A 19,835-nucleotide genomic window follows, 5' to 3' on the forward strand; every position below is an offset into this window, starting at 1 on the left:
GTTACGTTCCCCCCAGCTCTGTGAAAATATCAAACAATAAATTTTTAATCACAAATTTGCGATAGCGATTCGACCCTTCCCCATCATTTAAAATTGGAGCCGGTATATAATCAAGAGCATTTTGAATTCGAGCTTCTAACGGCGTTTCTTTATGATTTAGCACTTCTTCTATTTCTGCTGAGCGAAAAGGAAACGAACATACTCCGCTGAAAGCTACTCGGATGGTTCCTTCTGTTTTTAACGCTGCTATTGTCACTAATGGATATCCTGTGTCCCACTGCTGGCGCTCTTTTATACTCATATATGGCAGGGCAGCATACTTCGTTTCAACAAACACCTGAACAAGAAGTTCTCCGTTTTTCAGCTGCAAACGCCGGTTAAAAAGGTCGTGAATCGAATAGATATTGATTCCAGCCGGACCTGCCACTGCAAGTTGACTATCCGTTAAAAGCAGCGGCAATACCGCTTCTCGATAAAAAATATGCCCACAAATATTTCCTCCTAGCGTTATTTTATTTCGAGCCGTGTGATCAGCCACTTCGCTAGCAGACTTACTTAATAAAGGAAACAAATTTTTATCTTCCAGTTCAGTTAACGTTACTCCTGCACCAAAAATCATCCAATCTTCATTAGCTTCGGTTTGTTGAAATTCAGGTATATTTTTTATATCAATAACAGCATGGGTAACAAACAAACCCAATCTGCCTAATGTCAGAATTTCGGTACCGCCAGCATAATACCGCGGCTGTTTGCCTTGATTCTCTAACTCTTGAAACAAGGCAACTGCTTCTGAAACAGTTCCAGGTTTGTGATATTCAAAGTCAAATGAAATCATCAGCATTCCCTTCTTTCATTCTCCAAATCAATTCTGGAATAAGCGGAAGTTGGTTTAATTCTGTTTCTGCCGCCACCGTTAAGCTGTTTCCTAAAGAAGCCGGCATACCAAGCAGCCCGTGTTCTCCGACTCCTCTAGCTCCGTACGCCGCATCTAATTGAGGCGTATGAACAAAATCTACTACGTACTCCGGATGCTCTCCGTAGCGAAGAGGACGATATTTCCGAAGCTGAGGATTTAAAATACGGCCATTTGAATCAAACCAAAATGTTTCTCTGCCTGCAAACGATAGCCCCATACTCATCGCACCCATGACTTGCCCGCGTGCCATTTTCTCGTTTAGCACGGTTCCTATATCAATAACAGAGACAGCTTTTACAATACGATATCTATACGTTCTAGGATTATATTCCACTTCAACTCCTTCAGCTGCTACCGTCCATTCAGGCCCCGGACGCCCAGCTCCCGTTTCTTTATCCAAGTAGGTCATCCCTCTTAAAATATAGTTGCCTCTCCCTATAATTTGCCCTCCAATTGCATTTCCGTTCGGATATTTATAGCCATATACAATTTCTTTAAAGGCCAAGGATGTTTCAGGCTCATCCCGTAAAAAAACTTTTTCATTTTTTATTTCGATATCTTCCTCAGAAGCTCGAAATATACAAGAAGCTATCTTTTTTAATTGATTAATCACATCTTCAGCGGCTTCTAAAACCGCTCTTCCTGCCATAAAAGTGCCTCTGCTAGCCACCGTTTTCCAATGTTCAGGAGTCGTTTGAGTATCTACTTCCATTCGTACATGAATGCGTTCCACGCGCATCTGCAATTTTTCAGCCAGTATTTGCGCGAGCACGGTTTTCGTTCCCGTGCCTAATTCAATAACGCCAGACATTAAATTCACGCTTCCATCCGGATTGAATGTTAGAATAACACCGGAACCTGCGTTTGTTTCAATGGTAGAGGTTTTCCAGACGCAGCTAATCCCCTTAGCAGTAATAAGGCCGTTTTCATGCACCGTTCTTTGTCCTTCCTCCCATTTGATCAGCTGCTTCAAGCGACGAATACATTCTGGTAAGTTACCCACGCTGCTAGACGTTAAACGTACTTGCGTAGGCGTAGTATCGCCCGGCAAAATAGCATTTTTTTCTCTAAACTCCAAAGGATCTATACCTGCTTTTTTAGCAAGGATGTCCATCGTGCGCTCGAACGCAAATAATAGTTCTGAGTGGCTGAATCCTCGAAAAGGAGAAGCGTAAGGGTGATTTGTATATACACATAATGAATCACAAAAAATATGTTCAAGACGATAAGGTCCTGTACAGTCAGCTGCTGCAGCTTTACTCAGGTCCGTTCCTTTATCTGCATAAGCACCGCTGTCAAACAAATAAAGAATGTCAGCAGCCTGCAAGAGTCCCTCTTTAGAACAACCTAACTTGATTTTGGCATCTAGACCTATGTGAGCAGGCGAAGTGAGCATATCTTCTTCTCTTGTATTTAATATTTTAACCAGTCTTCCACCAACAGCTTTTGAAGCTATATAGGCAAGCAACTCCAGCTGGACAGCTGCTTTTCCTCCGTAGCCTCCTCCTACTAGCGGTGTTTCAACGATCACTTTTCCCGCTTCAATTTCAAAGTACTCACTGATTAATTTTTTCACCATAAAAGGAGCTTGAGAAGAAGTGATAATTTTAACTAATCCATTCGGAAGAATTTCAGCAGCGGCACTTCTTGTTTCCATTGCCGCGTGATCTGAAGGAGATAGAGAAAACGTTTCTTCAACTATTAACTCACTTTTTTGCCAACCTTCTTCCATATTGCCTTTTCGTATTTTGACTCTGTTTGCTACGTTGGTGCCGGGCTCTGGATACACCGTTTCATCATGCTTGTAGATGTGCATATGTTCATGCACTAAAGGAGAATCCGGGTCAATAGCGGCGCTAGGAGAATGAACGACAGGTAACGGCTCATATTGAATATGAACAGCACTCGCCGCACGCTCAGCGAGTGCAGGAGTCTCTGCTACTATAAGGACTACGGCTTCTCCGTGATACCGCACTTTTTCAAACGCAAGCGGTCGCCGGTCACGAACTCCCTCTCCGGTTAACGGCAAATGCTCACCCGTCACAACTGCATGAACACCGGGAGTAGCGATCGCTGCTTGAATGTCTATTGTTTGAATTCTTGCATGAGCGTAAGGACTGACTACTATTTTGGCGTGAAGGGAACCTTTAAAACTGTAATCATTCGTGTACCGAGCTGTTCCCGTCACTTTTTCTAACGCATCTTTTCGAATCACGCTTTTCCCAATAACATCCACTCTTTTCACCTCCGTCAATCAAACCCGTCTACATTTCTCTTTATATATCTTTTTAATGCGTTCATACGCTTGTTTTGTATCAACATCCATGAAAAGAGAAGCGTCGGTACATTCATAAGACATTCCATTTCCAGGTCCGTTTTGTCTTATGATTTTTCTTGCTCCTTGATCTCCTTGCAGCTTATCCAAGCTCGAAAACATTTGTTTTGAAAATAAAACCGGTGCTCTGGCAATTCCTTGATAAAAAGATGAAATAAACGGAACGGAAAAATGTTTTTCAAACAGAGAAACAAATGTATCTATCAGAACGATACTTATAAGAGGCTGATCTGCCAGCAGCACAATAATAGCATCAGCGCTTAATTCTTTTGCTTTTTTTAATCCGCATTTTAAAGACGCAGACTGACCTTTTAAGGCGCTACTACAAGAAGTATGACTCCACTTCTGCTGATATGCTTCTGAAAAAAGAATAGGGTCAATCCACTCAAGAGAATCTCCTTTCTTTGTGACTACTATCGTATGATTTACTTTTGAACAAACCGCTGTTCGTAAAGCTTTACTCCCTAAACATCCATTCCCTAAAGGCAGCAGCAGCTTATTGATGCCCATCCTTTTACTAGCTCCCGCGGCAAGGTAAACAGCAACAATATTTAACCCGGACATTTTCACCCCTTTTTTTCATCATACATTCGGAGGATTTCAATTAATTCAGCTACAATACTAACCGCAATTTCCTGCGGTCCTACCGCTCCTATAGAAAGTCCCACGGGCGAATGAATATGGGAAGGAATATCGGTATTCAATAATCGAAGCGTTCGCTTTTTAGACCCTAAAACTCCTATATACTTCACAGGACTTGATTTTAATAGCGAGAGAATTTCTTGATCGCGATAAAAATTATGCGTCATAATCACAACAAAATCATCGCTCTGAACGGACAAGTGTTTCTCTACTTCCTCCGGGAATCCAATCTGTATTTCCTCTGCTAGCGGAAAATGTTCCTTATTACATAAAGCCGGTCTCCAGTCGCATAAAGTAACAAAAAACCCCGTATTGGCAGCAAGTGATACTAAATATTTTGCATCAGCACCTGCTCCCCATATAATTAGACGAGGCTTCGGTTTATATAGATGAGCATATGTGAGCAGAGAGCAATTTGAAAGTTGAATACCGCTCTTTCTCCCATTCCAATCATCTGTTGCAAAAGATGATTCGTCGCTATTTGCACCAAATTTTTGGCCCGTCTTTTCTACATAAAAAGAGGTTGTTTGAACAAAGTCTTTTTCTAATTTTTTAATATGCAAAACAGGATTTCGGTTATCTAAATGGCGTTTTACCCGCAAAAGATCTTGCTTCATCTTCGCAGTTACAGGTTCTAGGAGAATATAGAGAATTCCATTGCAGCCTGCTCCTTGTCCCCACCCCGCATCACCTTCTTCTTTTAAATTGTACGTAACGGTTAATACGTGCTCAGTGTCGAACAACTCTTTTACTCGCTCAGCAAGATCTGCTTCTACACAATCAGCGCTTAACATCCCAATGTTCTCCCCGTTTTCTTGAAACAGCATGGAGGTTCCTTCTTTTAAATAAGAGGATCCTTCTACATGAATAATCGATGCCAACACGCTTTTTACTGTTGATTTTTCTACAGTATGTAAAATGTCGTGCATTTTTATTATTTCCTCCTTTTACTACTGATTTTTTAAAATCTTTTCACGTTTTGTGGAGAACTAAAATACGCTACAGTAGACTACTTCTAGTCTCGGAATGAATCCATGTATTATTCATATTTTCAACGAAGCTACAATAAGCTTTTAAAGACTTAGAAGAACTGTCGTTTGAAAGGAGAATAGTATGCTATTTGACTCAACAAAAATCAACTTAGGAAAATTGAACGTTCGCAGTGCTGATCAAGCAAGCAGTATTTCTATTGGAAATACGTCAAAAGTTACAAGGTATGTCACAGCAAAGAAAAATCAGGCCTTCGGACAGCAGCTCGCTGATCAATGTTTTTCAGCAGGATCTGCTTACAAAACTGTAGATAATGATTATGTGGATGCATTTGCAACAAAAAATGATAAATAAGGAGGAAACCATATGATTTTTTCACCTATGGTCATTAACTTACAAGCCTTCAAAGTGAACGTTCTGGATAATTCATCCGTTTTAAGCATAGGACCTAATCAGCAGCTTGACGTGTTCGTATCTTATAAACGTAATCAAGGACTAGGAGAATCAAACGGAGATTTTTCTCCAAACGTAACTCCGTTCTCATGGATTATAGATTCAGACGTAAACGATTCAAACTCAGTTAAAAACAGCGTAATTTAAGCTTCTACACCGCCTCTAACGAGCATGACTAGCAGCATACCTTCATCTATTCGTCTACTAGTATTCAACCTGATGCCTAATAAATATAACCTGCGTCTGAACTGGCTATATTTATTAGGCTCTTTCTATGAAATGGGTACTTTTTGAAAAGACGATGGGCTATCAATTTGATCACGATCATCAACACAGCTTCTCGTTCCTATAAACCCGCTATCATCACCGAAATTTTGCCCAAACCCCTGTGTTTTTTTATCTGAATTATTCCAGTCTGCTAGTAAATTCTGTCCGATATTTACCGCAGACGCATTTTCAAAGGAATTTATCTTTAGCATTAAAATATTAATATTTATAGATGCACCTGACATTTAAACCACCCCCTTTTCAAACTATATTCAAATTCCATCTTTTTATGATGTGTGGTAAGGAGGAAACCATATGGACTTTGATAAACTTATGCAGTGGATGGAATTCGCTAAAAAATATCAAACAAACGACTTTTGGAACGGTGTTTTTGATCAAACTGCTTTTAACGAATTTATGAAAGAAAATATGGATATGACTGCTCAGGATTCGCATCACGCTCCTCAACCTCCTAGAAGTAATTTTCCACCTATCGACATTTATGTTACCCCTCACGAGATCATTGTTATCGCTGACCTGCCTGGTTATCTAAAAGAAAACTTGCACGTTTCTGTTTCAGGCAGCCGGCTTCTATTAAAAGGCTCGCCCCACCCTCTCATTACAGGGCAGCCTGTTGTACAAGAACGACCTTCTGGAGATTTCAACCGAATTATCGAATTGCCTGAGCCTACAGATGCGCATCATCTGCGTGCAAAATTTGAAAATGGACTGCTTATTCTTTCTTATCACAGGCAGTTTTTTCAAGAAGAGCGTATTCATATTGAATAAGGTTTAGTAGTTTTACGAATGAAATGTAATGCTGCACATAAGCATTTATAAATACAAAAAATTTAATATTAACTCCCAAACTGAATCAATATTTATTTATCTAACTGTGATTACAGAGGAAATAAGCCCAAGATGAGGAGAAGCGAAATGTCTATGAAAGGATTTTTCAACCCCAAACAGACTAACCAACATCTTCAAACTGAGCTAGCGGACTTCAAACATCAAATCAAGCGTATTAACACGCTTGAAGTTCACATGAACCGTTTTTTAAAACTCGAACCGCAGATGGGTTCTCTCATAATGTTCAAAAAAAAGCTGGAGGCTCAGCCAGTGCTTTCCAACGATTCTTCATCTTCACAAAGAGATGCTCACAAAAACACTGAACAATCATATACAAAAGACATGCAAGAGACTGCTAGGCAGCTTCATTTTTTAAAAGAAAAAGTAGCGCAATTGGAACAAATCATCTCCACGCAAAACCCTCGCGATAAAAAGAAAGAAGCTGTGCCTTATCCGGATATAGCTAGCTTAGTAGAACAATCTGTAGAGAAACAAATGGCTCCTTATCTCGAAAAAATGACCGAACTAGATAACAGAGTTTCAGCATTAGAGCGAAGCATGTCGCTTTTAACTGAAGTACAGGTGGACATGCTAAAACGAACGTCTTCTCTTCAAGAAGAAGTAAGATTGATTCATCAAAAAGCGGCACTTTTAGAAAATGCTCCTCCGCCTATTCATATTGATAAATTTTTTCTTGATAAATACGAACAAAACAACAATATTGGCCAAGTGGGCATTAAGGAGCTCGGAGGTGCTTTAAACATCGGAGCTACATACGGAAGCGGAGCTATACCAAAGGATTTCACGAACCAAATCCAAAAAGATATGGAAGAGTTAAAAAACGCTAAATCAGATATTTCTTCTGGTAAACCGAAGCCTGCACAAGAGGATAAAGAGAATTCTTCTTCCGCTTTCGAAAAAGAAGAAGCGTATACAGAAGTTCCTATTTTTGATGAAGATGATCCAAAGGAAGAGTCAGTCTAAAAAAGTTATAAAATTATATTTAGTTATGACTAGAATTTTTGCAAGCTATTCTTTACACTATAGGTAATAACTTCAAAAAAGGAGATATGCTGATGCCAAAGCTTTTATGGAGAATAGGTGCTGTCATGTTGCTAATGTGTGGAGGCTTTATCTTTTTATTTATTGCTGCTTCGCAAATGATGGTTCAGCAATACAAACCTTTTTTTAGACGCGAGAGTGCATAACTCTCGCGTTTTTTTATTGAATAATATCCTGTTTATGGTAATATATATATATCAAAAAGATATAGGTGAGGAAAGAAATGAAAGAAAATCAAACAACATATGCAATTTTAGGACTGCTTACCACTGAGTGCAGAACTGGTTATGAAATTAAGCAGTTAATGGATCGAAGTTTAAATCACTTTTGGAAAATCAGTTACGGCCAAATTTACCCCACTTTACAAAAGCTTGTGAATGAAGAACTAGCAACGGTAAATTCCGTTGTTCAAACTGATAAACCAGATAAAAAAGAGTACGCAATAACAACTAAAGGAAAAGAAGTTCTGCAAGATTGGCTGCGTGAACCTATTAAGCAGCTCCCTTCAGAACGAAATGAACTTTTGTTAAAACTATTTTTTAGTAGTCATCAAGAAAAGCAGCTCACAATTTCGCAGTTAAAAAATGCGCAGGAGAAATTAACTGAACGCTATTGCATGTATTGCGGAATTGAAGACAGCATTTCTAACAGCCCTTCTCCCGACCGAACGTATTGGCTTATTACCCTAGACTACGGTAAACGAACAACGTCTGCTTCGATAGAATGGTGCAAAGATACGATTAATAAATTATATGATGAGGAGGCGCATAATTTATGATTCATTCCAATCGTGTAATGGCTAAGCCCGGTCAGGAGTTGGTCGTCTTTGTTATAGGAATGCGCATTAATAAATGGACAGCCGTACACAAGTGGTTTCCTGTATTTAAAGCAATGCCTCCTATGATTCGAGAGTTGTATGCAAACAAAAATCTTGGCTTTTTATCTTTGCAAGGATCGTTTAATTTAAGAACCATTACGCTGATTCAATATTGGGAGTCAGTTGATCAATTGACCTCCTATGCCAAAGGTCCTCAGCACTTAAAAGCTTGGAATTCTTTTTATAAACAGGCTTCAAAAACGAATGCAGTTGGCATTTATCATGAAACGTACGTCATTCCTGCAGGAAATTATGAATCAGTATATGTGAATATGCCTTCGTTCGGCTTAGCTAAAGCGCTTGGATGTGAAACCATAACGAAGCATACTCAAACTGCTAAAAAACGTTTGAATGTTAAAAGAGGTTAAGACATGACGAAATGAATCCAATCTAAAGACGAACAAATGGGATACATGAGCTGAACCGCTTGTGACGCCGCAGTTGAAACATACGTTCACCCTAACAAAAGAAAAAAAACGAACTCTTGATTAACATGTTTGATCAAGGGTTCGTTTTTCACTTGGGCTAAAATACTTTTTCCTCAGCCTCTTCATTACATTTGTTATACATATATTTTCAGCATTTGATTGGCACCTTTTTGAAATTCATACGGGACATCTGCTATTTCTGTTCCTTTTACTAGAGGCGCAATCTCTTCTAAAAGCCGCGGCAAATAGGTAGAAATCTTGCCGCTCAGGTCCGTTAAAGGAAACAAGCGCACTTCCTCTTTTGTAACGCGTATCAGTTCTTTTAAAGCCTCTAAATGAAACGGATAATCTAACCGGTCGCTGTACATAAATAAAAAGTTTGCACAAAGCGTTAAATCAAATTCGTTCTTTTGAAACGGCAGATTAGGAAGGGCTCCGTACTGATAGGCTTCGGGGTTCTTTTTCATATGAACGATACAATCTTTTAATGCTCTTTTTCGGTGTTCAGTTAAATTATCAATAGACGAAAAATACTTCCACACATACTGCTCCTGTACGTGATGCATTTGATTCATCGTATGAATTAAATCCAAACTTCCCTTTTTTTCAAGCTCTTCTGCCGTAAATGTATAGGCAATATCACAGCTAGTAGCCATTGTACCTTGCTGCAAGGCATGAGCAGTAAAAGAACAGGCTCCGCTAGCACAATCTAACACTTTTTTTCCTTTTAAACGCTTGTCATTCAAATTAAACATAGCTCTATACTCTTCAAACGTTCTGCCGATAAAAACAACTCGGTCAATTCCTAACTTTTTCTCTGCTAAACTCAACTCTACTCAGCTCCTATCTTTTACTTAGACCTTTATTTTACAGAAAATTGGATTAAATTCCAATAGTTTATGTAGTAATTAGGTTAATCACCATCTTTTCAAGCACTAAAAACAAGGCCCAACACATAACTCCTATGGATAAACTCACAAACAAATGAAGGGAGTTTTTTACACAAATATAGACGACAGCAAGTAATAAAATAGTGCCTGGAAGTCCATAAAGAACGCCAAGTGTAAACTGACTGACCACTTCCTTTTTTTCTCCTTGCACTGACAACCATATAATACTTAGTAAGCTCACAATTGGAAGAGCAGCCACGATTCCACCGTATGCCGGAAATCTTTTGGCCATTTCTGTTACCCCTGCAATAATAAGAGCCGACATTAAAATTTTGATGATACTATACATGTTCTGCACGCTCGCTCAATAACTGAAAAGCCTGTTGAATCAGCTGTTTTTCAGATGCTGTCATTTCGCGTAAAATAGCTGATACTTTTTCTTCATCCAAGCTTGAATTCCGTTTTAAGATGTCTTTTCCTGCTTCTGTTAAATGCAGAATTACTTTTCTTTCATCCTGTATATCTCTATTTTTATACACATATCCTTTCTCGATGCTTCTCTTTACATGTTCAGATGCCGTATTATGTGAAATAGTTAAATAATCTGCGATTTCTCTTATTCCAACCGAAGATGATTTGTCGATATGCTGCAAAAGACGTATGGTTTGGTGCGTAATTTTCTCTTGATGCGTATAGTGCAAATGATAATAAATAGACGTCCAATAGCTGTTTAACTCCTCTACTTTCATGATCCTGCTCCTTTATATCGTATTTTTAGTTATTATCGTATTATACGATATATATTACAGAAACGACAGCCAGTTTTCAATACTCCTTTCTTTTTATCTTGCATCTCACATAATAATACGATTTAACAGTTACACTAATTGTACACACTGTGAAAGGCGGTTGTATGACATTGATTCTTCGACTGTTAAAATGGGTTCCGAATCTCTTTACGATTGGAAATTTGCTAAGCGGCGTATTTTCCATAGCCTTTAATATGAACAGCTACGAACGCTTAGCTGCTCTTTTTATTTTTCTAGCCGCTTTTTTCGATTTATTTGACGGCAAAATTGCGAGAAAGCTAAAAGTTAACAGTGAGTTTGGTGTAGAGCTAGATTCTTTGGCTGATATTATAAGCTTTGGCGTAGCGCCTGCAATGCTATTTCATACTCTTTCTCCCCACTCTTGGCTAACGGTACTCGCTTTTATGATTTATCCAAGCATGGGTGCGTTGAGATTAGCTAAATTTAGCGCAAATCCAACCGTAGGTTATTTTATAGGGCTTCCTATTCCTTTTCCTGCTCTAATTATCGCACTGCTTGGCATGTTTTATTATGTGAACCCTTATCTTATGATTATTTTAGCTATTTTGATGGTGAGTCCTATCCGGGTCATAAAAATTTAGATGCCATAAAAGACAGACAAAATGCCTGTCTTTTATAGTGCATTCCATTCTTCACACAGCATTTTATGCTTGAATTTCAGCTCATGTTCTCTTTTTTCAAGCTGAGCTTGTAAAGAAAGCCACTCCTTATTATCAGGTGCTGAGCATAATTTTTCTTCAAGAGACAGTAAGGAATCCAGTACGTCTTCAAGCTGAGCAGCCACTTCTCTTTGCTGTTTCATGTTCATTTTTTTCAACAGTAGTTTTTCATTTTTCTTCATTTTTTTCACCTCTTTCTTTTCTTTACCCGATGATGAGTGTTTTAGTATGGAAAGCACATGATTAAAAATAGTTTTATCGTAGTAAAGACCCTTTAATAGCCTATTTTTTATCTTTGTTGATTATTTAGAACATAGTTTAATAAGATATAGTTACAATTAGTAATACTTTTACAAACCGTGATATACTAAAAAAAAGAAAGGATGATGAATAGAGAATTATGCTGCAAAAATTTGGTTTTTCTCAGTATGAAAGTCAAGTATATGAAGCGCTGCTTGCGAATGAAGGTCCGCTGGATGCTAGTTCGATTGTCACGTATTCGCATGTTCCAAAAGCAAAGATTTATGAAGTACTTAATCGTTTAATTGATAAAGGCATTGTAGTAAATACATTGTCCGGGAAAAAGAAACTTTATTCAGCGGTAGCCCTTCAAACCGTCATTCAAAAACTTACTGCTGATTTTGAAAATGACATTAATGAATTAAAAACATATAAAATTAAAAGAACGTTTACAGATGATCATGTTTGGAGTTTAAAAGATAAATCCTCTATTTCTGCTCACATTGAACAGTTGATTCAAGAAGCGGAATCTTCTATTATTTTATCGGCTTGGAATGATGAGTTGGAACATTACCGCTCATTGCTAGAAGAAAAAGAGAAACAAGGCGTAAACGTCGAGGTCTTAACCATAGGAAACTTGCAGACTGCCCTCAAACATTTACATACATTAAATCCAATAGATGATCATAAAAACCTTGAGCCGTCGCAGTTGATTATTGTTGACGATGCCTACCTTTTATTTGCCGGCATTGAACATGAGACATGGAAAGCAATAAAAACCATGTCGCAGCCGCTTGTAAAAGTTTTTGCTGATTTCTTTTATCATGATGTCGCACTTACCCATATTACAAAGAAATATCAAGAGCAGCTTCTTCAGGATTCTGAGATCATGGAGCTGCTTACTCGACTGCGATATTAAAAAGGTTACTAATTCATCAGTAACCTTTTTAATATTACCTATTGAAATCCACTCTAAAAAAGGTTACTATTCTAGTTGTAACTTTTTAAAGAGGGGGTTTTTTGATGAATAAAAAAGTTTACATACTTGCGATTGCTTCTTTTGTTGTTGGAACGGTCGAATTAATTCTAGGAGGCATCTTAGACTTAATTGCCGATGCATTTCATGTATCACTAGCAAAAGCAGGTTATTTAATCTCTATTTATTCGTTTGTTTATGCTTTGTCTGCGCCGATTTTACTAAATGTGACGGCTAAGATAGAGCGGAAAAAAGTTTATATGTGGACATTATTTATTTTCTTATTGAGCAATGTGTTTTCAGCCTACAGTTCAGGTTATTATATGCTATTAATTGGGCGTATCCTCGCTGCTGCGAGCGGCTCTTTTATTATTGTCCTATCTACCACAATGGCCTCTAGAATGGTAAAGCCTGAATATCAAGGCAGAGCAATTGGCGTTGTGTTTATGGGAATCAGCGGCTCACTTGTTTTGGGTATTCCTCTTGGTATTTTGATTGGAAATGCGCTTGGCTGGCGTCAAGTATTTGTTATGATTGCAATCTTAACTGCTATTATTATGATTACCGTTTGGTTTACAATGGAACGTCTAGCTCCCGCTCCAATTGTACCTTTAAAGACTCAGGTAAAAGCTTTACGCAATAAAAAAATGCTTGCTATTCACCTAGCAACATTGTTTGTACTGGCGGGTCATTTAACGCTTTATGCGTACTTCACGCCATTTTTACAAGAAACGCTAGGATTAAATACAACGATGGTGACCATTATTTATGGTATTTTCGGTCTTGCTGCAGTGGCAGGAGGAGGACTTGGAGGAGCTGTTTCTGATAGATGGAACCCTTCTTCGTCTGTTATCACCATGATTGCTCTCTTTTTTGTTAGCATGATTGCTATGCCTTTTGGCGTTCATTTGCCATTCGTTGTGTTCTTGCTTCTTATGATTATTTGGAGTGCGCTCAGCTGGGCGGTCTCACCGGCTCAAAGCAATTTAATTATTCATAGTGCACGCGACACGTCGGACATTTTAATCAGCACCAATGCAGCGATTTCACACGTAGGAATTGCGATTGGCTCCTATGTCGGAGGAATTGTCGTTAATCAATACTCTGTTATTTATAACGGCTGGGTCGGGTCTATTTTTGTATTGCTTGGTCTTTGCTTCTCTCTTTATGCGGTAACACGAACAGAAAGCACAGCAGATACGCTTCACAGTAAATAAGCTTTTAAAAAAAGAGATTGGATAAAAATAATTTCATAAAAGTGAAACACGAACTATCTATCAAAAATGGATAAATAGTTCGTGTTTTTTTATAATCATGGTGAACGCAGGTACTTATAGCTGTTGGTTGGAGGGCAAGGTGAAGACTCCTGCAGGAACAGCGAAACAGATGAGACCCCGCAGGAGCGAAGCGACGAGGAGGCTCATCGGCCACCCGCGGAAAGCGAAGCCTTGCACGGAAATCAACAGCGGTCGAGCAAGCAGTCCAGATCATGCATCCAAATTGTTTGTCTTTGAGTTGGATTCATTTCGTTCTGTCCCATCCTCTTGTCATTGTGATTGCTCTTAATACATTTTAGCTGCAAATTGAGATTCGGATATAACGATAAAACCATGCTTTCTTAACAACGCAGTCGTTACCCCTTCACCGGCTATTTTAACACCTAGAAATGCTCCGTTATATATATGTTCACTTCCGCATGAAGGACTGTTTTCTTTTAGTACAATAACAGTAGCTTTTATTTCTTTTGCGATGTTCAGTGCCTTATAGGCCCCTTCTATGTATATATCTGTCACGTCTTTTCTCGATCGTTCAATAACTCGCGCATTTCCGTTTATTACGTCTATTCCCGTTCCTTTTATAATTTCTGCCGGTTCTCTAGGCGTGTGAAATCCACCTAACAGTTCCGGACATATCATCACCGCTTCTTTATTTTCAACGAGCGCTTCCATTTCCTTAACTAAGGCACTGCTTCCATTATATCTGCAAGCTTGACCTGCTAAGCAAGAACTAACCAATATCACAGAATTCTCCCTCCCATAAAAAAACACTTCTCATTCATCATACAAAGAATATATGACGAATGGAAGTGTTTACCTTTTATATTTTATTCAAGATCACGCTTTGACTCCTGCTCTTTGTCTCGATCCGTTTTTGCTTCAAATTCAGAGCGAGTCATTACGTCCTCTACGTGCATATTTACTTCTACTACTTCTAAGCCCGTCATATCGTGAACTGATTTTTTCACGTTATGAACAGTTTCGGAGAAAATCGCTGGAACATTTTTTCCGTATTCAACAATTACTTTTAAATCAAGAGCAACTTGCTTTTCTCCAACTTCAGCGTTAATCCCTTTTGTGATGTCTTCCGTGCTGCGGAAGCGATCTGTTAACCCGCTCATAAATCCACCGCTCATTGATAAAATCCCTTTAATTTCATTAGCTGCAATTCCAGCAATTTTTTTAATGACTTGATCTTCAAATGTTAATGTATTTTGATGTGTATTTTCCTGAGGTTTTACTGCTGTATTTGTTTCATTAACTGCCATAACGAACATCTCCCTTAAAGTGATTTTCTATCTTCCTCTAGTAAAGAATCCTACCCAGGCATGTATGTCTAAATGACCGTCTCGCCACTTCCCAATTACATAACCAATTCCCATAAAAGCTACGATTAGCAGCGTGGGGCCAAAACCAATTGTTAATAGTAAAATTGCCAACACTAAACCTGCCAGAATACCAAGTACTCGGCCACGGTATGGAATCAATTTATCTGGAGTACCCATTATGTCCCTCCTTCATCACACAACACGTTCTTTCTTTCGTGTTTGTGTATCTGTTAAGTCAATACGAATGGAGTGAACGGGAAGCTCAAGTAAGGCCTCCACGGCGCGTTTTGTTTCAAGCTGCATCTCTTTTCCTAGTGTTGGTAGCCCATCTCGTCCAAACAGCGAACAGTTAATATATAGACTAACTCTTTCTTTGCGAGAATGAATAGATGCTTGGACTTCAGGAGAGCGTATTCCCTGAAAGCCTCTAATTGCTCGCAAAGCTGTAGATTCAATCGTGGCTTTAGAAATGGTTATTTTGCCTTCGCCTGTTACAATTGCTAAATTCTTTTTAGGCGGTCTGCTAAATATGCCTGTTAAAAGAAAAATAATAAAAATAACAGCTAAAAATGCGCTTATTGATAATATCGTGTAGTAAAACCACTCCTGATGCTGCCACTTTTCTACCCAGTTCGAAAGGTGAGGAACCTTATAAACCATCAGTGCTAACATACCGGAACAAATCAGTCCTGCAATTCCAATAACTGCGATTAAAAACCGATTAAAATTATTCAATTTTCCACCTCATCTCAACGTGAACTCCTACTGTTTTTTAGTTATGTGTATAGGAAAGGCAACGAGATATTCAATAGTTACCCGCGATATTTTTTTAATAAACCTTTTAACTGTAAAACTGAATATAAAAAAAACGACTAGGTTTCCCTAGTCGTTTTCCACGTCTCTATACGTTGTCTTGTGAGCTTTGATGAACTTATTACCGTTTATTAAACCGCCAATTAATAAAATAGCGGCCGTTAAATAAAACCAGACCATTAAAATAATAATACTTCCAAGCTGACCATAGATTTGCGAGTAGCTTCCAAACTGGACATAGTATCCAAATCCGGTAGATACAACTTGCCATCCTAGCGTGGAGAAAACAGCTCCTGGAAGTACATCTTTCCACGTTACTCTTGCGCTTGGCATCAGTTTGTAAAAAAGAATAAAAAAGCCTAATAAAAATAATGTCCCAATTCCCCATCTAATTGTCGTCCAGCTTTGAAACCATATGTCAGGAACATGGACTTTTGTTAGGACCAAATGTCGAATGACCTCTTCAATAATTGGTACAAATAATGAAATAGCTACTACAACCATAAAACCAAAAGTTAAAATTAAATCATTGATTAAACCGCGCAAAAACGTTTGTTTTCTTTGAATATGATACGCGTCATTTAACGAACGAACCAAAGATTGTATAGCCATAGATGCGAGCCAAAAAGTCGCCAATAAACTAAAAGATAAAACTTTTTTCCCGCTATTGTTAACTGTTTCAATTGACCGTTCAATTACGTCGTAGGCGCTTTTAGGTGTAAATGGTTCAATAAATATCAGCAAATTGTTTGTATCAATTGGAAAAAAACTCAGCAGAGAAAAAAGAAAGATAATAAACGGTACAAAAGATAACAAAAAATAGTAGGCTGTTTGAGCAGCCTGATCAAAGAAACGCTCCGTAAAAAAACGAGCGGCAACGGTCTTAGATGTTTGAATCATACAGCGTTCTCCTTTACTTTCGCTTCACCCTACAGTGAAATTCATATTCAATTTTTTATGTTCAACATGGATTGGATAAGTTTCGGCTTATAAAGCTTTCCTTTTCCATTATCCGCGGTTAACAAAGAATTTAACCTGTAAAATTATACAGCCGGTTCATAAAGAAGATATTATTATAATTACATCTGCCATTACCACCATATCAATAGATCTTCTTTTTCTTTCATAAAACCGTAAATTCTTTGGGGGTGTATTCCCTCTTTTCTTACACCTTAAACTTTTTACGCTATGTTAAAAAAGTAAAACATAAGAGCCCCGATCAGCATCAGCATAATCATTGAAACGAAAATAACCAAAGCGTGAGAAGATTGATACGTTTGGCTATTAATTCTTTTACGTGTTGAAAAATAATGATAGGTTGAGAAAAGAAGCAAACCTGCACTTGCAGCTAAAGAAAAGATGATAACAGCAATAATAAGAGTATCGGCTGCTTCACTTAATTTTTTTCCGGAATTGAAATGCAGGCCTCCTGCAACAAAACCAATGCCGAGTGTAGCAATAGACGTTCGAATCCACGCTAAATACGTTCGTTCATTTGCTAAATGCTGCTGAATATAAATAGATTCATTTTCTTTTTTAGTCATGCACATACCACCGTCCTTTTATATGTCTTCTATTATAAATAAATGCTCAAACGAAAATAAATTGAGGACGCTTCATGCCACATTATACCCGAAAAAAACGAATCATTACCATTTTCAAGCGGTCGAAAGAGCTTCTTCACAAACTAAAAAAAGCCAACCCCAGTTGGCTTTTTTTAGTTTGTGAAACATTTTCTTTATCTTGATCATGCTGATATTCCTCGTCCCAATAATCAGCGTTTTGAATTCCTAATTTCCCAGGAGAAAAGACAGGATCTATTCCTTGTTTTCTCTGCTCGCGATAATCTTTTAAGGTTATTAAAGCAGGCTTAGCTAAAATCAAAATTGCAATCAAATTGAGCCAAACCATTATTCCAACTCCGATGTCTGCTAATGCCCATGCAGTTTCAGCTGTTCGGATAGACCCGTACAAAGTAGTGGCTAAAAGAGCTGCCTTAAGGATCATGGATACTATTTTATTTTGTTTGCCTTTCATTACGTAAGCTAAGTTCGTTTCCGCAATATAATACTGTGTGGATATAACGTATATTTTAGACAGATTATCTTACGCTTTTTTCAGTGAAGCATAAGTTCTTTACATATCCTCTACTGTTACAGCATAAGGTAATGAGTGAACTAAGGGTCACTTTATGTTCTAGGCGGAGTGTAACCGCAGCACATCTTTCTGTTTTCATTTCATGTTAATAGTTCACTAAGTGAATCATTTTATTTTTAAATATTTCTGATATGTGGTATAATTTAAGCTGATAAAAAGATGCTGCATGTATGCTAAAAGAGCAGGCCGTATGGTTTCGCTCTTTTGTTGTTTTTACGCTATGCGGCACAACGAAAGAAGGAAATAGAATGGAATTATGGAAACGAAACTTGTACATTTGCTGGTTCGGTTCTTTTTGCACCACAGCCGGGATGAGTTTAGTTATTCCGTTTTTACCGCTTTATATTGAAAAGCTGGGGGTTCACGATACAAGCTCCATCAGCAGATGGGCTGGTATTGCATTTGGAGCTACCTTTTTAATGGCCGCTATTGTTTCTCCTTTATGGGGAAGTTTGGCCGACAAATACGGTCGAAAGCTGATGCTCCTTCGCGCAAGCTTGGGTATGGCAATTGTTATGACTTCTATTGGTTTTGTACAAAATGTCTATCAGCTTGTCGGACTGCGCTTTTTAATGGGGGCCGTTTCCGGCTTCATCTCTGCAGCCATTACGTTAGTAGCGACTCAAACACCTAAAGAGCACAGCGGTAAAGCATTAGGGACGTTGTCTACAGGGGCTGTATCAGGATCTTTATTAGGACCGCTAGTAGGCGGCTACTTAGGAGATACAATTGGATTGCGTCACGTCTTTTTCGTGACAGGTGCATTTATGTTTTTGTCTTTTTTAATTGTAAATTTAATTCAAGAAGACAAAAAAGAGACGGCGAAAACCATGAAAGAATCTAACATTGGGTTACTTTCTCTTAAGAATTCGAAGGCCGTGATTGGTGTATTTGTTACCACTTTTTTACTGCAGCTTGCGGTTATGGCTATTCAGCCAATCGTTACACTGTATGTAAAACAACTGTCTACTCATACCGATCATCTTGCCCTTATTTCAGGCTTTGTCGTAGCGGCAACAGGAATTTCAAATATTTTGGCTGCATCCAGACTTGGCAAAGTCAGCGATCGCGTGGGTCCTCAAAATGTCCTTCAAATATGCTTGCTTATCGTAGCGGTTATTTGCGGCTTGCAGGCCTTTGTGCATAGTACTTGGCAGCTATTTTTACTACGTTTCTTACTCGGTTTTGCAATGGGAGGATTGTTACCTTCTATTAATTCTTATTTGAAGAAAATTGTGCCGGACTCGATTACAGGTAAAATGTTTGGCTATAATCAAACAGCACAATACTTCGGGAATTTAGCCGGTCCAGTTATTGGCGGACAAATTGCCGGAGCTAAAGGAATTCCTTACGTATTTCTAACAACGAGTGTTCTTCTACTGTTGAATGCTGGGTGGGTGTATTATCAGCGCCATCACAGACAGCAGCTAGACGGTAAAGCCGCATAAAAAACCTTCCGTGTTAACGGAAGGTTTTTTTATTACCACAAGGGTTCTTCTTCGCTGCTTACTTCACAAGAAAGTGGCATCATAACAACCGCTGCTATGAAGAAAATAAGCTCCGCGACAACAATGGATGGAAAGGAAAAGTCAAATAGTGAGAGAATAAGCCAAATAATAAGGGGTGCAAATGAGTAGATTGATAATCGCTTTTGGGATTTTGCAGAGATATACTGTTGTTTGTCACAGTGTGGGCATTCTAAAACGTTTCTAAATGTTAACAGTTGTTTAAAGGTTGTCCTCCAGTTCCATTTATGATTACAATTTTGACAGGTGGCCATGGGCATCACGCTCCTAAAAAGAATTTATGTACATATAAAGTATACGTACAAGTTGGTAAAGAGTTG

General features: G+C 38.4%; 29 protein-coding genes. 12 read left to right on the top strand and 17 right to left on the bottom strand.

Translation table 11 applies throughout. From position 1 onward, the window contains the following. Position 1 precedes the first annotated feature (1 nt). The 4 genes from ACH0CI_RS20850 to ACH0CI_RS20865 are packed head-to-tail and all read right to left on the bottom strand — an operon-like array spanning position 2 to position 4,822. Positions 2 to 835 carry an FAD binding domain-containing protein gene (locus ACH0CI_RS20850; RefSeq protein ID WP_406902195.1) on the bottom strand — a complete coding sequence of 278 codons (834 nt, stop codon included), beginning with the start codon at positions 833 to 835 and terminating at the stop codon, positions 2 to 4. Next, complete coding sequence (locus ACH0CI_RS20855; protein ID WP_406902196.1) at positions 822 to 3,152, bottom strand: xanthine dehydrogenase family protein molybdopterin-binding subunit; 2,331 nt, start codon at positions 3,150 to 3,152, stop codon at positions 822 to 824. The genes ACH0CI_RS20850 and ACH0CI_RS20855 overlap by 14 nt, the downstream gene beginning before the upstream one ends. An 18-nt stretch (positions 3,153 to 3,170) precedes the next feature. After that, the gene (locus tag ACH0CI_RS20860) at positions 3,171 to 3,815 is read right to left on the bottom strand and encodes an NTP transferase domain-containing protein (protein WP_335388274.1); all 645 of its coding nucleotides are present in this window, start codon (positions 3,813 to 3,815) and stop codon (positions 3,171 to 3,173) included. A 2-nt stretch (positions 3,816 to 3,817) separates the two neighbouring features. Further along, complete coding sequence (locus ACH0CI_RS20865; protein WP_406902197.1) at positions 3,818 to 4,822, bottom strand: XdhC family protein; 1,005 nt, start codon at positions 4,820 to 4,822, stop codon at positions 3,818 to 3,820. Positions 4,823 to 5,006: 184 nt separating this feature from the next. On the opposite strand from ACH0CI_RS20865, the gene ACH0CI_RS20870 reads away from it, so the two are divergent. Next, on the top strand, positions 5,007 to 5,237 hold the full coding sequence (locus tag ACH0CI_RS20870) for a hypothetical protein (RefSeq protein ID WP_033579133.1): 231 nt from the start codon (positions 5,007 to 5,009) through the stop codon (positions 5,235 to 5,237). Positions 5,238 to 5,249: 12 nt separating this feature from the next. Further along, entirely contained in the window at positions 5,250 to 5,483 is a 234-nt protein-coding gene (locus ACH0CI_RS20875) for a hypothetical protein (RefSeq protein ID WP_013057270.1), read from the top strand. A 125-nt stretch (positions 5,484 to 5,608) separates the two neighbouring features. Here the strand turns inward: ACH0CI_RS20875 and ACH0CI_RS20880 are convergent, their stop codons facing one another. Continuing rightward, positions 5,609 to 5,848, bottom strand: a complete 240-nt coding sequence (locus ACH0CI_RS20880; protein ID WP_033579134.1) for a hypothetical protein — start codon at positions 5,846 to 5,848, stop codon at positions 5,609 to 5,611. Positions 5,849 to 5,918: 70 nt separating this feature from the next. Between ACH0CI_RS20880 and ACH0CI_RS20885 the strand changes: the two genes are divergently transcribed. The 5 genes from ACH0CI_RS20885 (at position 5,919) to ACH0CI_RS20905 (ending at position 8,759) form a co-directional block, all read left to right on the top strand. Further along, the gene (locus ACH0CI_RS20885) at positions 5,919 to 6,392 is read left to right on the top strand and encodes an Hsp20/alpha crystallin family protein (RefSeq protein WP_033579135.1); all 474 of its coding nucleotides are present in this window, start codon (positions 5,919 to 5,921) and stop codon (positions 6,390 to 6,392) included. 147 nt (positions 6,393 to 6,539) lie between these two features. Continuing rightward, positions 6,540 to 7,436 carry a dynamitin family protein gene (locus tag ACH0CI_RS20890; protein ID WP_406902198.1) on the top strand — a complete coding sequence of 299 codons (897 nt, stop codon included), beginning with the start codon at positions 6,540 to 6,542 and terminating at the stop codon, positions 7,434 to 7,436. A 92-nt stretch (positions 7,437 to 7,528) separates the two neighbouring features. Beyond that, entirely contained in the window at positions 7,529 to 7,660 is a 132-nt protein-coding gene (locus tag ACH0CI_RS20895; RefSeq protein ID WP_013057274.1) for a hypothetical protein, read from the top strand. A gap of 77 nt (positions 7,661 to 7,737) precedes the next feature. Continuing rightward, on the top strand, positions 7,738 to 8,292 hold the full coding sequence (locus ACH0CI_RS20900; protein WP_335388281.1) for a PadR family transcriptional regulator: 555 nt from the start codon (positions 7,738 to 7,740) through the stop codon (positions 8,290 to 8,292). Continuing rightward, the gene (locus ACH0CI_RS20905) at positions 8,289 to 8,759 is read left to right on the top strand and encodes a DUF4188 domain-containing protein (RefSeq protein WP_335388284.1); all 471 of its coding nucleotides are present in this window, start codon (positions 8,289 to 8,291) and stop codon (positions 8,757 to 8,759) included. Before ACH0CI_RS20900 ends, ACH0CI_RS20905 begins: the two co-directional genes overlap by 4 nt. Before the next feature lie 194 nt (positions 8,760 to 8,953). Here ACH0CI_RS20905 and ACH0CI_RS20910 read toward each other — a convergent pair whose 3' ends face one another. The 3 genes from ACH0CI_RS20910 to ACH0CI_RS20920 form a co-directional block, all read right to left on the bottom strand. Continuing rightward, a complete protein-coding gene (locus tag ACH0CI_RS20910) occupies positions 8,954 to 9,649 on the bottom strand; it encodes a class I SAM-dependent methyltransferase (RefSeq protein ID WP_406902199.1) in 696 nt (231 codons plus the stop codon). Between the two features lie 67 nt (positions 9,650 to 9,716). Then, positions 9,717 to 10,058, bottom strand: a complete 342-nt coding sequence (locus tag ACH0CI_RS20915; RefSeq protein WP_406902200.1) for a DUF3147 family protein — start codon at positions 10,056 to 10,058, stop codon at positions 9,717 to 9,719. Further along, entirely contained in the window at positions 10,051 to 10,458 is a 408-nt protein-coding gene (locus tag ACH0CI_RS20920) for a MarR family winged helix-turn-helix transcriptional regulator (protein WP_034269240.1), read from the bottom strand. The genes ACH0CI_RS20915 and ACH0CI_RS20920 overlap by 8 nt, the downstream gene beginning before the upstream one ends. A 170-nt stretch (positions 10,459 to 10,628) precedes the next feature. On the opposite strand from ACH0CI_RS20920, the gene pssA reads away from it, so the two are divergent. Further along, a complete protein-coding gene (pssA, locus tag ACH0CI_RS20925; RefSeq protein ID WP_182029361.1) occupies positions 10,629 to 11,120 on the top strand; it encodes a CDP-diacylglycerol--serine O-phosphatidyltransferase in 492 nt (163 codons plus the stop codon). Positions 11,121 to 11,152: 32 nt separating this feature from the next. On the opposite strand, the gene ACH0CI_RS20930 is transcribed toward pssA, so the two are convergent. Beyond that, positions 11,153 to 11,380, bottom strand: coding sequence for a hypothetical protein (locus ACH0CI_RS20930; protein ID WP_335388290.1), 228 nt, complete (start codon positions 11,378 to 11,380; stop codon positions 11,153 to 11,155). A 218-nt stretch (positions 11,381 to 11,598) separates the two neighbouring features. Between ACH0CI_RS20930 and ACH0CI_RS20935 the strand changes: the two genes are divergently transcribed. The 3 genes from ACH0CI_RS20935 to ACH0CI_RS20945 all read left to right on the top strand — a co-directional run bounded on the left by ACH0CI_RS20935 (position 11,599) and on the right by ACH0CI_RS20945 (position 13,928). After that, complete coding sequence (locus ACH0CI_RS20935) at positions 11,599 to 12,357, top strand: TrmB family transcriptional regulator (RefSeq protein ID WP_033579145.1); 759 nt, start codon at positions 11,599 to 11,601, stop codon at positions 12,355 to 12,357. 104 nt (positions 12,358 to 12,461) lie between these two features. Beyond that, the gene (locus tag ACH0CI_RS20940) at positions 12,462 to 13,631 is read left to right on the top strand and encodes an MFS transporter (protein ID WP_047750855.1); all 1,170 of its coding nucleotides are present in this window, start codon (positions 12,462 to 12,464) and stop codon (positions 13,629 to 13,631) included. A 123-nt stretch (positions 13,632 to 13,754) separates the two neighbouring features. Further along, on the top strand, positions 13,755 to 13,928 hold the full coding sequence (locus ACH0CI_RS20945; protein WP_308122678.1) for a hypothetical protein: 174 nt from the start codon (positions 13,755 to 13,757) through the stop codon (positions 13,926 to 13,928). A 48-nt stretch (positions 13,929 to 13,976) separates the two neighbouring features. Here the strand turns inward: ACH0CI_RS20945 and ACH0CI_RS20950 are convergent, their stop codons facing one another. The 7 genes from ACH0CI_RS20950 to ACH0CI_RS20980 form a co-directional block, all read right to left on the bottom strand. After that, positions 13,977 to 14,435 carry a 2-thiouracil desulfurase family protein gene (locus ACH0CI_RS20950; RefSeq protein WP_335388295.1) on the bottom strand — a complete coding sequence of 153 codons (459 nt, stop codon included), beginning with the start codon at positions 14,433 to 14,435 and terminating at the stop codon, positions 13,977 to 13,979. Positions 14,436 to 14,518: 83 nt separating this feature from the next. Further along, positions 14,519 to 14,959 (bottom strand): Asp23/Gls24 family envelope stress response protein, encoded by a 441-nt coding sequence (locus ACH0CI_RS20955; protein WP_034269226.1) that lies wholly within the window; start codon positions 14,957 to 14,959, stop codon positions 14,519 to 14,521. 27 nt (positions 14,960 to 14,986) lie between these two features. Next, positions 14,987 to 15,196: a DUF2273 domain-containing protein gene (locus ACH0CI_RS20960; protein ID WP_033579149.1), complete on the bottom strand. Its 210-nt coding sequence runs from the start codon at positions 15,194 to 15,196 to the stop codon at positions 14,987 to 14,989. A gap of 15 nt (positions 15,197 to 15,211) precedes the next feature. After that, positions 15,212 to 15,754, bottom strand: a complete 543-nt coding sequence (amaP, locus tag ACH0CI_RS20965; RefSeq protein ID WP_047750853.1) for an alkaline shock response membrane anchor protein AmaP — start codon at positions 15,752 to 15,754, stop codon at positions 15,212 to 15,214. A gap of 147 nt (positions 15,755 to 15,901) precedes the next feature. Continuing rightward, positions 15,902 to 16,732, bottom strand: a complete 831-nt coding sequence (locus ACH0CI_RS20970) for a YihY/virulence factor BrkB family protein (protein WP_033579151.1) — start codon at positions 16,730 to 16,732, stop codon at positions 15,902 to 15,904. A gap of 281 nt (positions 16,733 to 17,013) precedes the next feature. Next, the gene (locus ACH0CI_RS20975) at positions 17,014 to 17,376 is read right to left on the bottom strand and encodes a YidH family protein (protein ID WP_406902201.1); all 363 of its coding nucleotides are present in this window, start codon (positions 17,374 to 17,376) and stop codon (positions 17,014 to 17,016) included. Positions 17,377 to 17,512: 136 nt separating this feature from the next. Next, the gene (locus ACH0CI_RS20980; protein ID WP_406902271.1) at positions 17,513 to 17,932 is read right to left on the bottom strand and encodes an alanine:cation symporter family protein; all 420 of its coding nucleotides are present in this window, start codon (positions 17,930 to 17,932) and stop codon (positions 17,513 to 17,515) included. Positions 17,933 to 18,237: 305 nt separating this feature from the next. On the opposite strand from ACH0CI_RS20980, the gene ACH0CI_RS20985 reads away from it, so the two are divergent. Then, entirely contained in the window at positions 18,238 to 19,437 is a 1,200-nt protein-coding gene (locus ACH0CI_RS20985) for a multidrug efflux MFS transporter (RefSeq protein ID WP_335708408.1), read from the top strand. 32 nt (positions 19,438 to 19,469) lie between these two features. On the opposite strand, the gene ACH0CI_RS20990 is transcribed toward ACH0CI_RS20985, so the two are convergent. Continuing rightward, complete coding sequence (locus ACH0CI_RS20990) at positions 19,470 to 19,769, bottom strand: TIGR04104 family putative zinc finger protein (RefSeq protein WP_406902202.1); 300 nt, start codon at positions 19,767 to 19,769, stop codon at positions 19,470 to 19,472. Between the last annotated feature and the right edge of the window lie 66 nt (positions 19,770 to 19,835).

The sequence above is a fragment of the Priestia sp. 179-F W1.4 NHS genome (genome assembly GCF_045369295.1).
Classification (GTDB): Bacteria; Bacillota; Bacilli; order Bacillales; family Bacillaceae_H; genus Priestia; species Priestia zanthoxyli.

What these genes read in the sequence shown, in the direction of transcription:
- ACH0CI_RS20970 (WP_033579151.1), bottom strand. Translation starts at nt 16,732, where the DNA reads ATGATTCAAACATCTAAGACCGTTGCCGCTCGTTTTTTTACGGAGCGT.
- ACH0CI_RS20990 (WP_406902202.1), bottom strand. Translation starts at nt 19,769, where the DNA reads ATGGCCACCTGTCAAAATTGTAATCATAAATGGAACTGGAGGACAACC.
- ACH0CI_RS20960 (WP_033579149.1), bottom strand. Translation starts at nt 15,196, where the DNA reads ATGGGTACTCCAGATAAATTGATTCCATACCGTGGCCGAGTACTTGGT.
- ACH0CI_RS20975 (WP_406902201.1), bottom strand. Translation starts at nt 17,376, where the DNA reads ATGACTAAAAAAGAAAATGAATCTATTTATATTCAGCAGCATTTAGCA.
- ACH0CI_RS20875 (WP_013057270.1), top strand. Translation starts at nt 5,250, where the DNA reads ATGATTTTTTCACCTATGGTCATTAACTTACAAGCCTTCAAAGTGAAC.
- ACH0CI_RS20930 (WP_335388290.1), bottom strand. Translation starts at nt 11,380, where the DNA reads ATGAAGAAAAATGAAAAACTACTGTTGAAAAAAATGAACATGAAACAG.
- ACH0CI_RS20900 (WP_335388281.1), top strand. Translation starts at nt 7,738, where the DNA reads ATGAAAGAAAATCAAACAACATATGCAATTTTAGGACTGCTTACCACT.
- ACH0CI_RS20895 (WP_013057274.1), top strand. Translation starts at nt 7,529, where the DNA reads ATGCCAAAGCTTTTATGGAGAATAGGTGCTGTCATGTTGCTAATGTGT.
- ACH0CI_RS20940 (WP_047750855.1), top strand. Translation starts at nt 12,462, where the DNA reads ATGAATAAAAAAGTTTACATACTTGCGATTGCTTCTTTTGTTGTTGGA.
- ACH0CI_RS20905 (WP_335388284.1), top strand. Translation starts at nt 8,289, where the DNA reads ATGATTCATTCCAATCGTGTAATGGCTAAGCCCGGTCAGGAGTTGGTC.
- ACH0CI_RS20870 (WP_033579133.1), top strand. Translation starts at nt 5,007, where the DNA reads ATGCTATTTGACTCAACAAAAATCAACTTAGGAAAATTGAACGTTCGC.
- ACH0CI_RS20890 (WP_406902198.1), top strand. Translation starts at nt 6,540, where the DNA reads ATGTCTATGAAAGGATTTTTCAACCCCAAACAGACTAACCAACATCTT.
- ACH0CI_RS20955 (WP_034269226.1), bottom strand. Translation starts at nt 14,959, where the DNA reads ATGGCAGTTAATGAAACAAATACAGCAGTAAAACCTCAGGAAAATACA.
- ACH0CI_RS20915 (WP_406902200.1), bottom strand. Translation starts at nt 10,058, where the DNA reads ATGTATAGTATCATCAAAATTTTAATGTCGGCTCTTATTATTGCAGGG.
- ACH0CI_RS20850 (WP_406902195.1), bottom strand. Translation starts at nt 835, where the DNA reads ATGATTTCATTTGACTTTGAATATCACAAACCTGGAACTGTTTCAGAA.
- ACH0CI_RS20935 (WP_033579145.1), top strand. Translation starts at nt 11,599, where the DNA reads ATGCTGCAAAAATTTGGTTTTTCTCAGTATGAAAGTCAAGTATATGAA.
- ACH0CI_RS20920 (WP_034269240.1), bottom strand. Translation starts at nt 10,458, where the DNA reads ATGAAAGTAGAGGAGTTAAACAGCTATTGGACGTCTATTTATTATCAT.
- ACH0CI_RS20865 (WP_406902197.1), bottom strand. Translation starts at nt 4,822, where the DNA reads ATGCACGACATTTTACATACTGTAGAAAAATCAACAGTAAAAAGCGTG.
- ACH0CI_RS20885 (WP_033579135.1), top strand. Translation starts at nt 5,919, where the DNA reads ATGGACTTTGATAAACTTATGCAGTGGATGGAATTCGCTAAAAAATAT.
- ACH0CI_RS20860 (WP_335388274.1), bottom strand. Translation starts at nt 3,815, where the DNA reads ATGTCCGGGTTAAATATTGTTGCTGTTTACCTTGCCGCGGGAGCTAGT.
- ACH0CI_RS20985 (WP_335708408.1), top strand. Translation starts at nt 18,238, where the DNA reads ATGGAATTATGGAAACGAAACTTGTACATTTGCTGGTTCGGTTCTTTT.
- ACH0CI_RS20880 (WP_033579134.1), bottom strand. Translation starts at nt 5,848, where the DNA reads ATGTCAGGTGCATCTATAAATATTAATATTTTAATGCTAAAGATAAAT.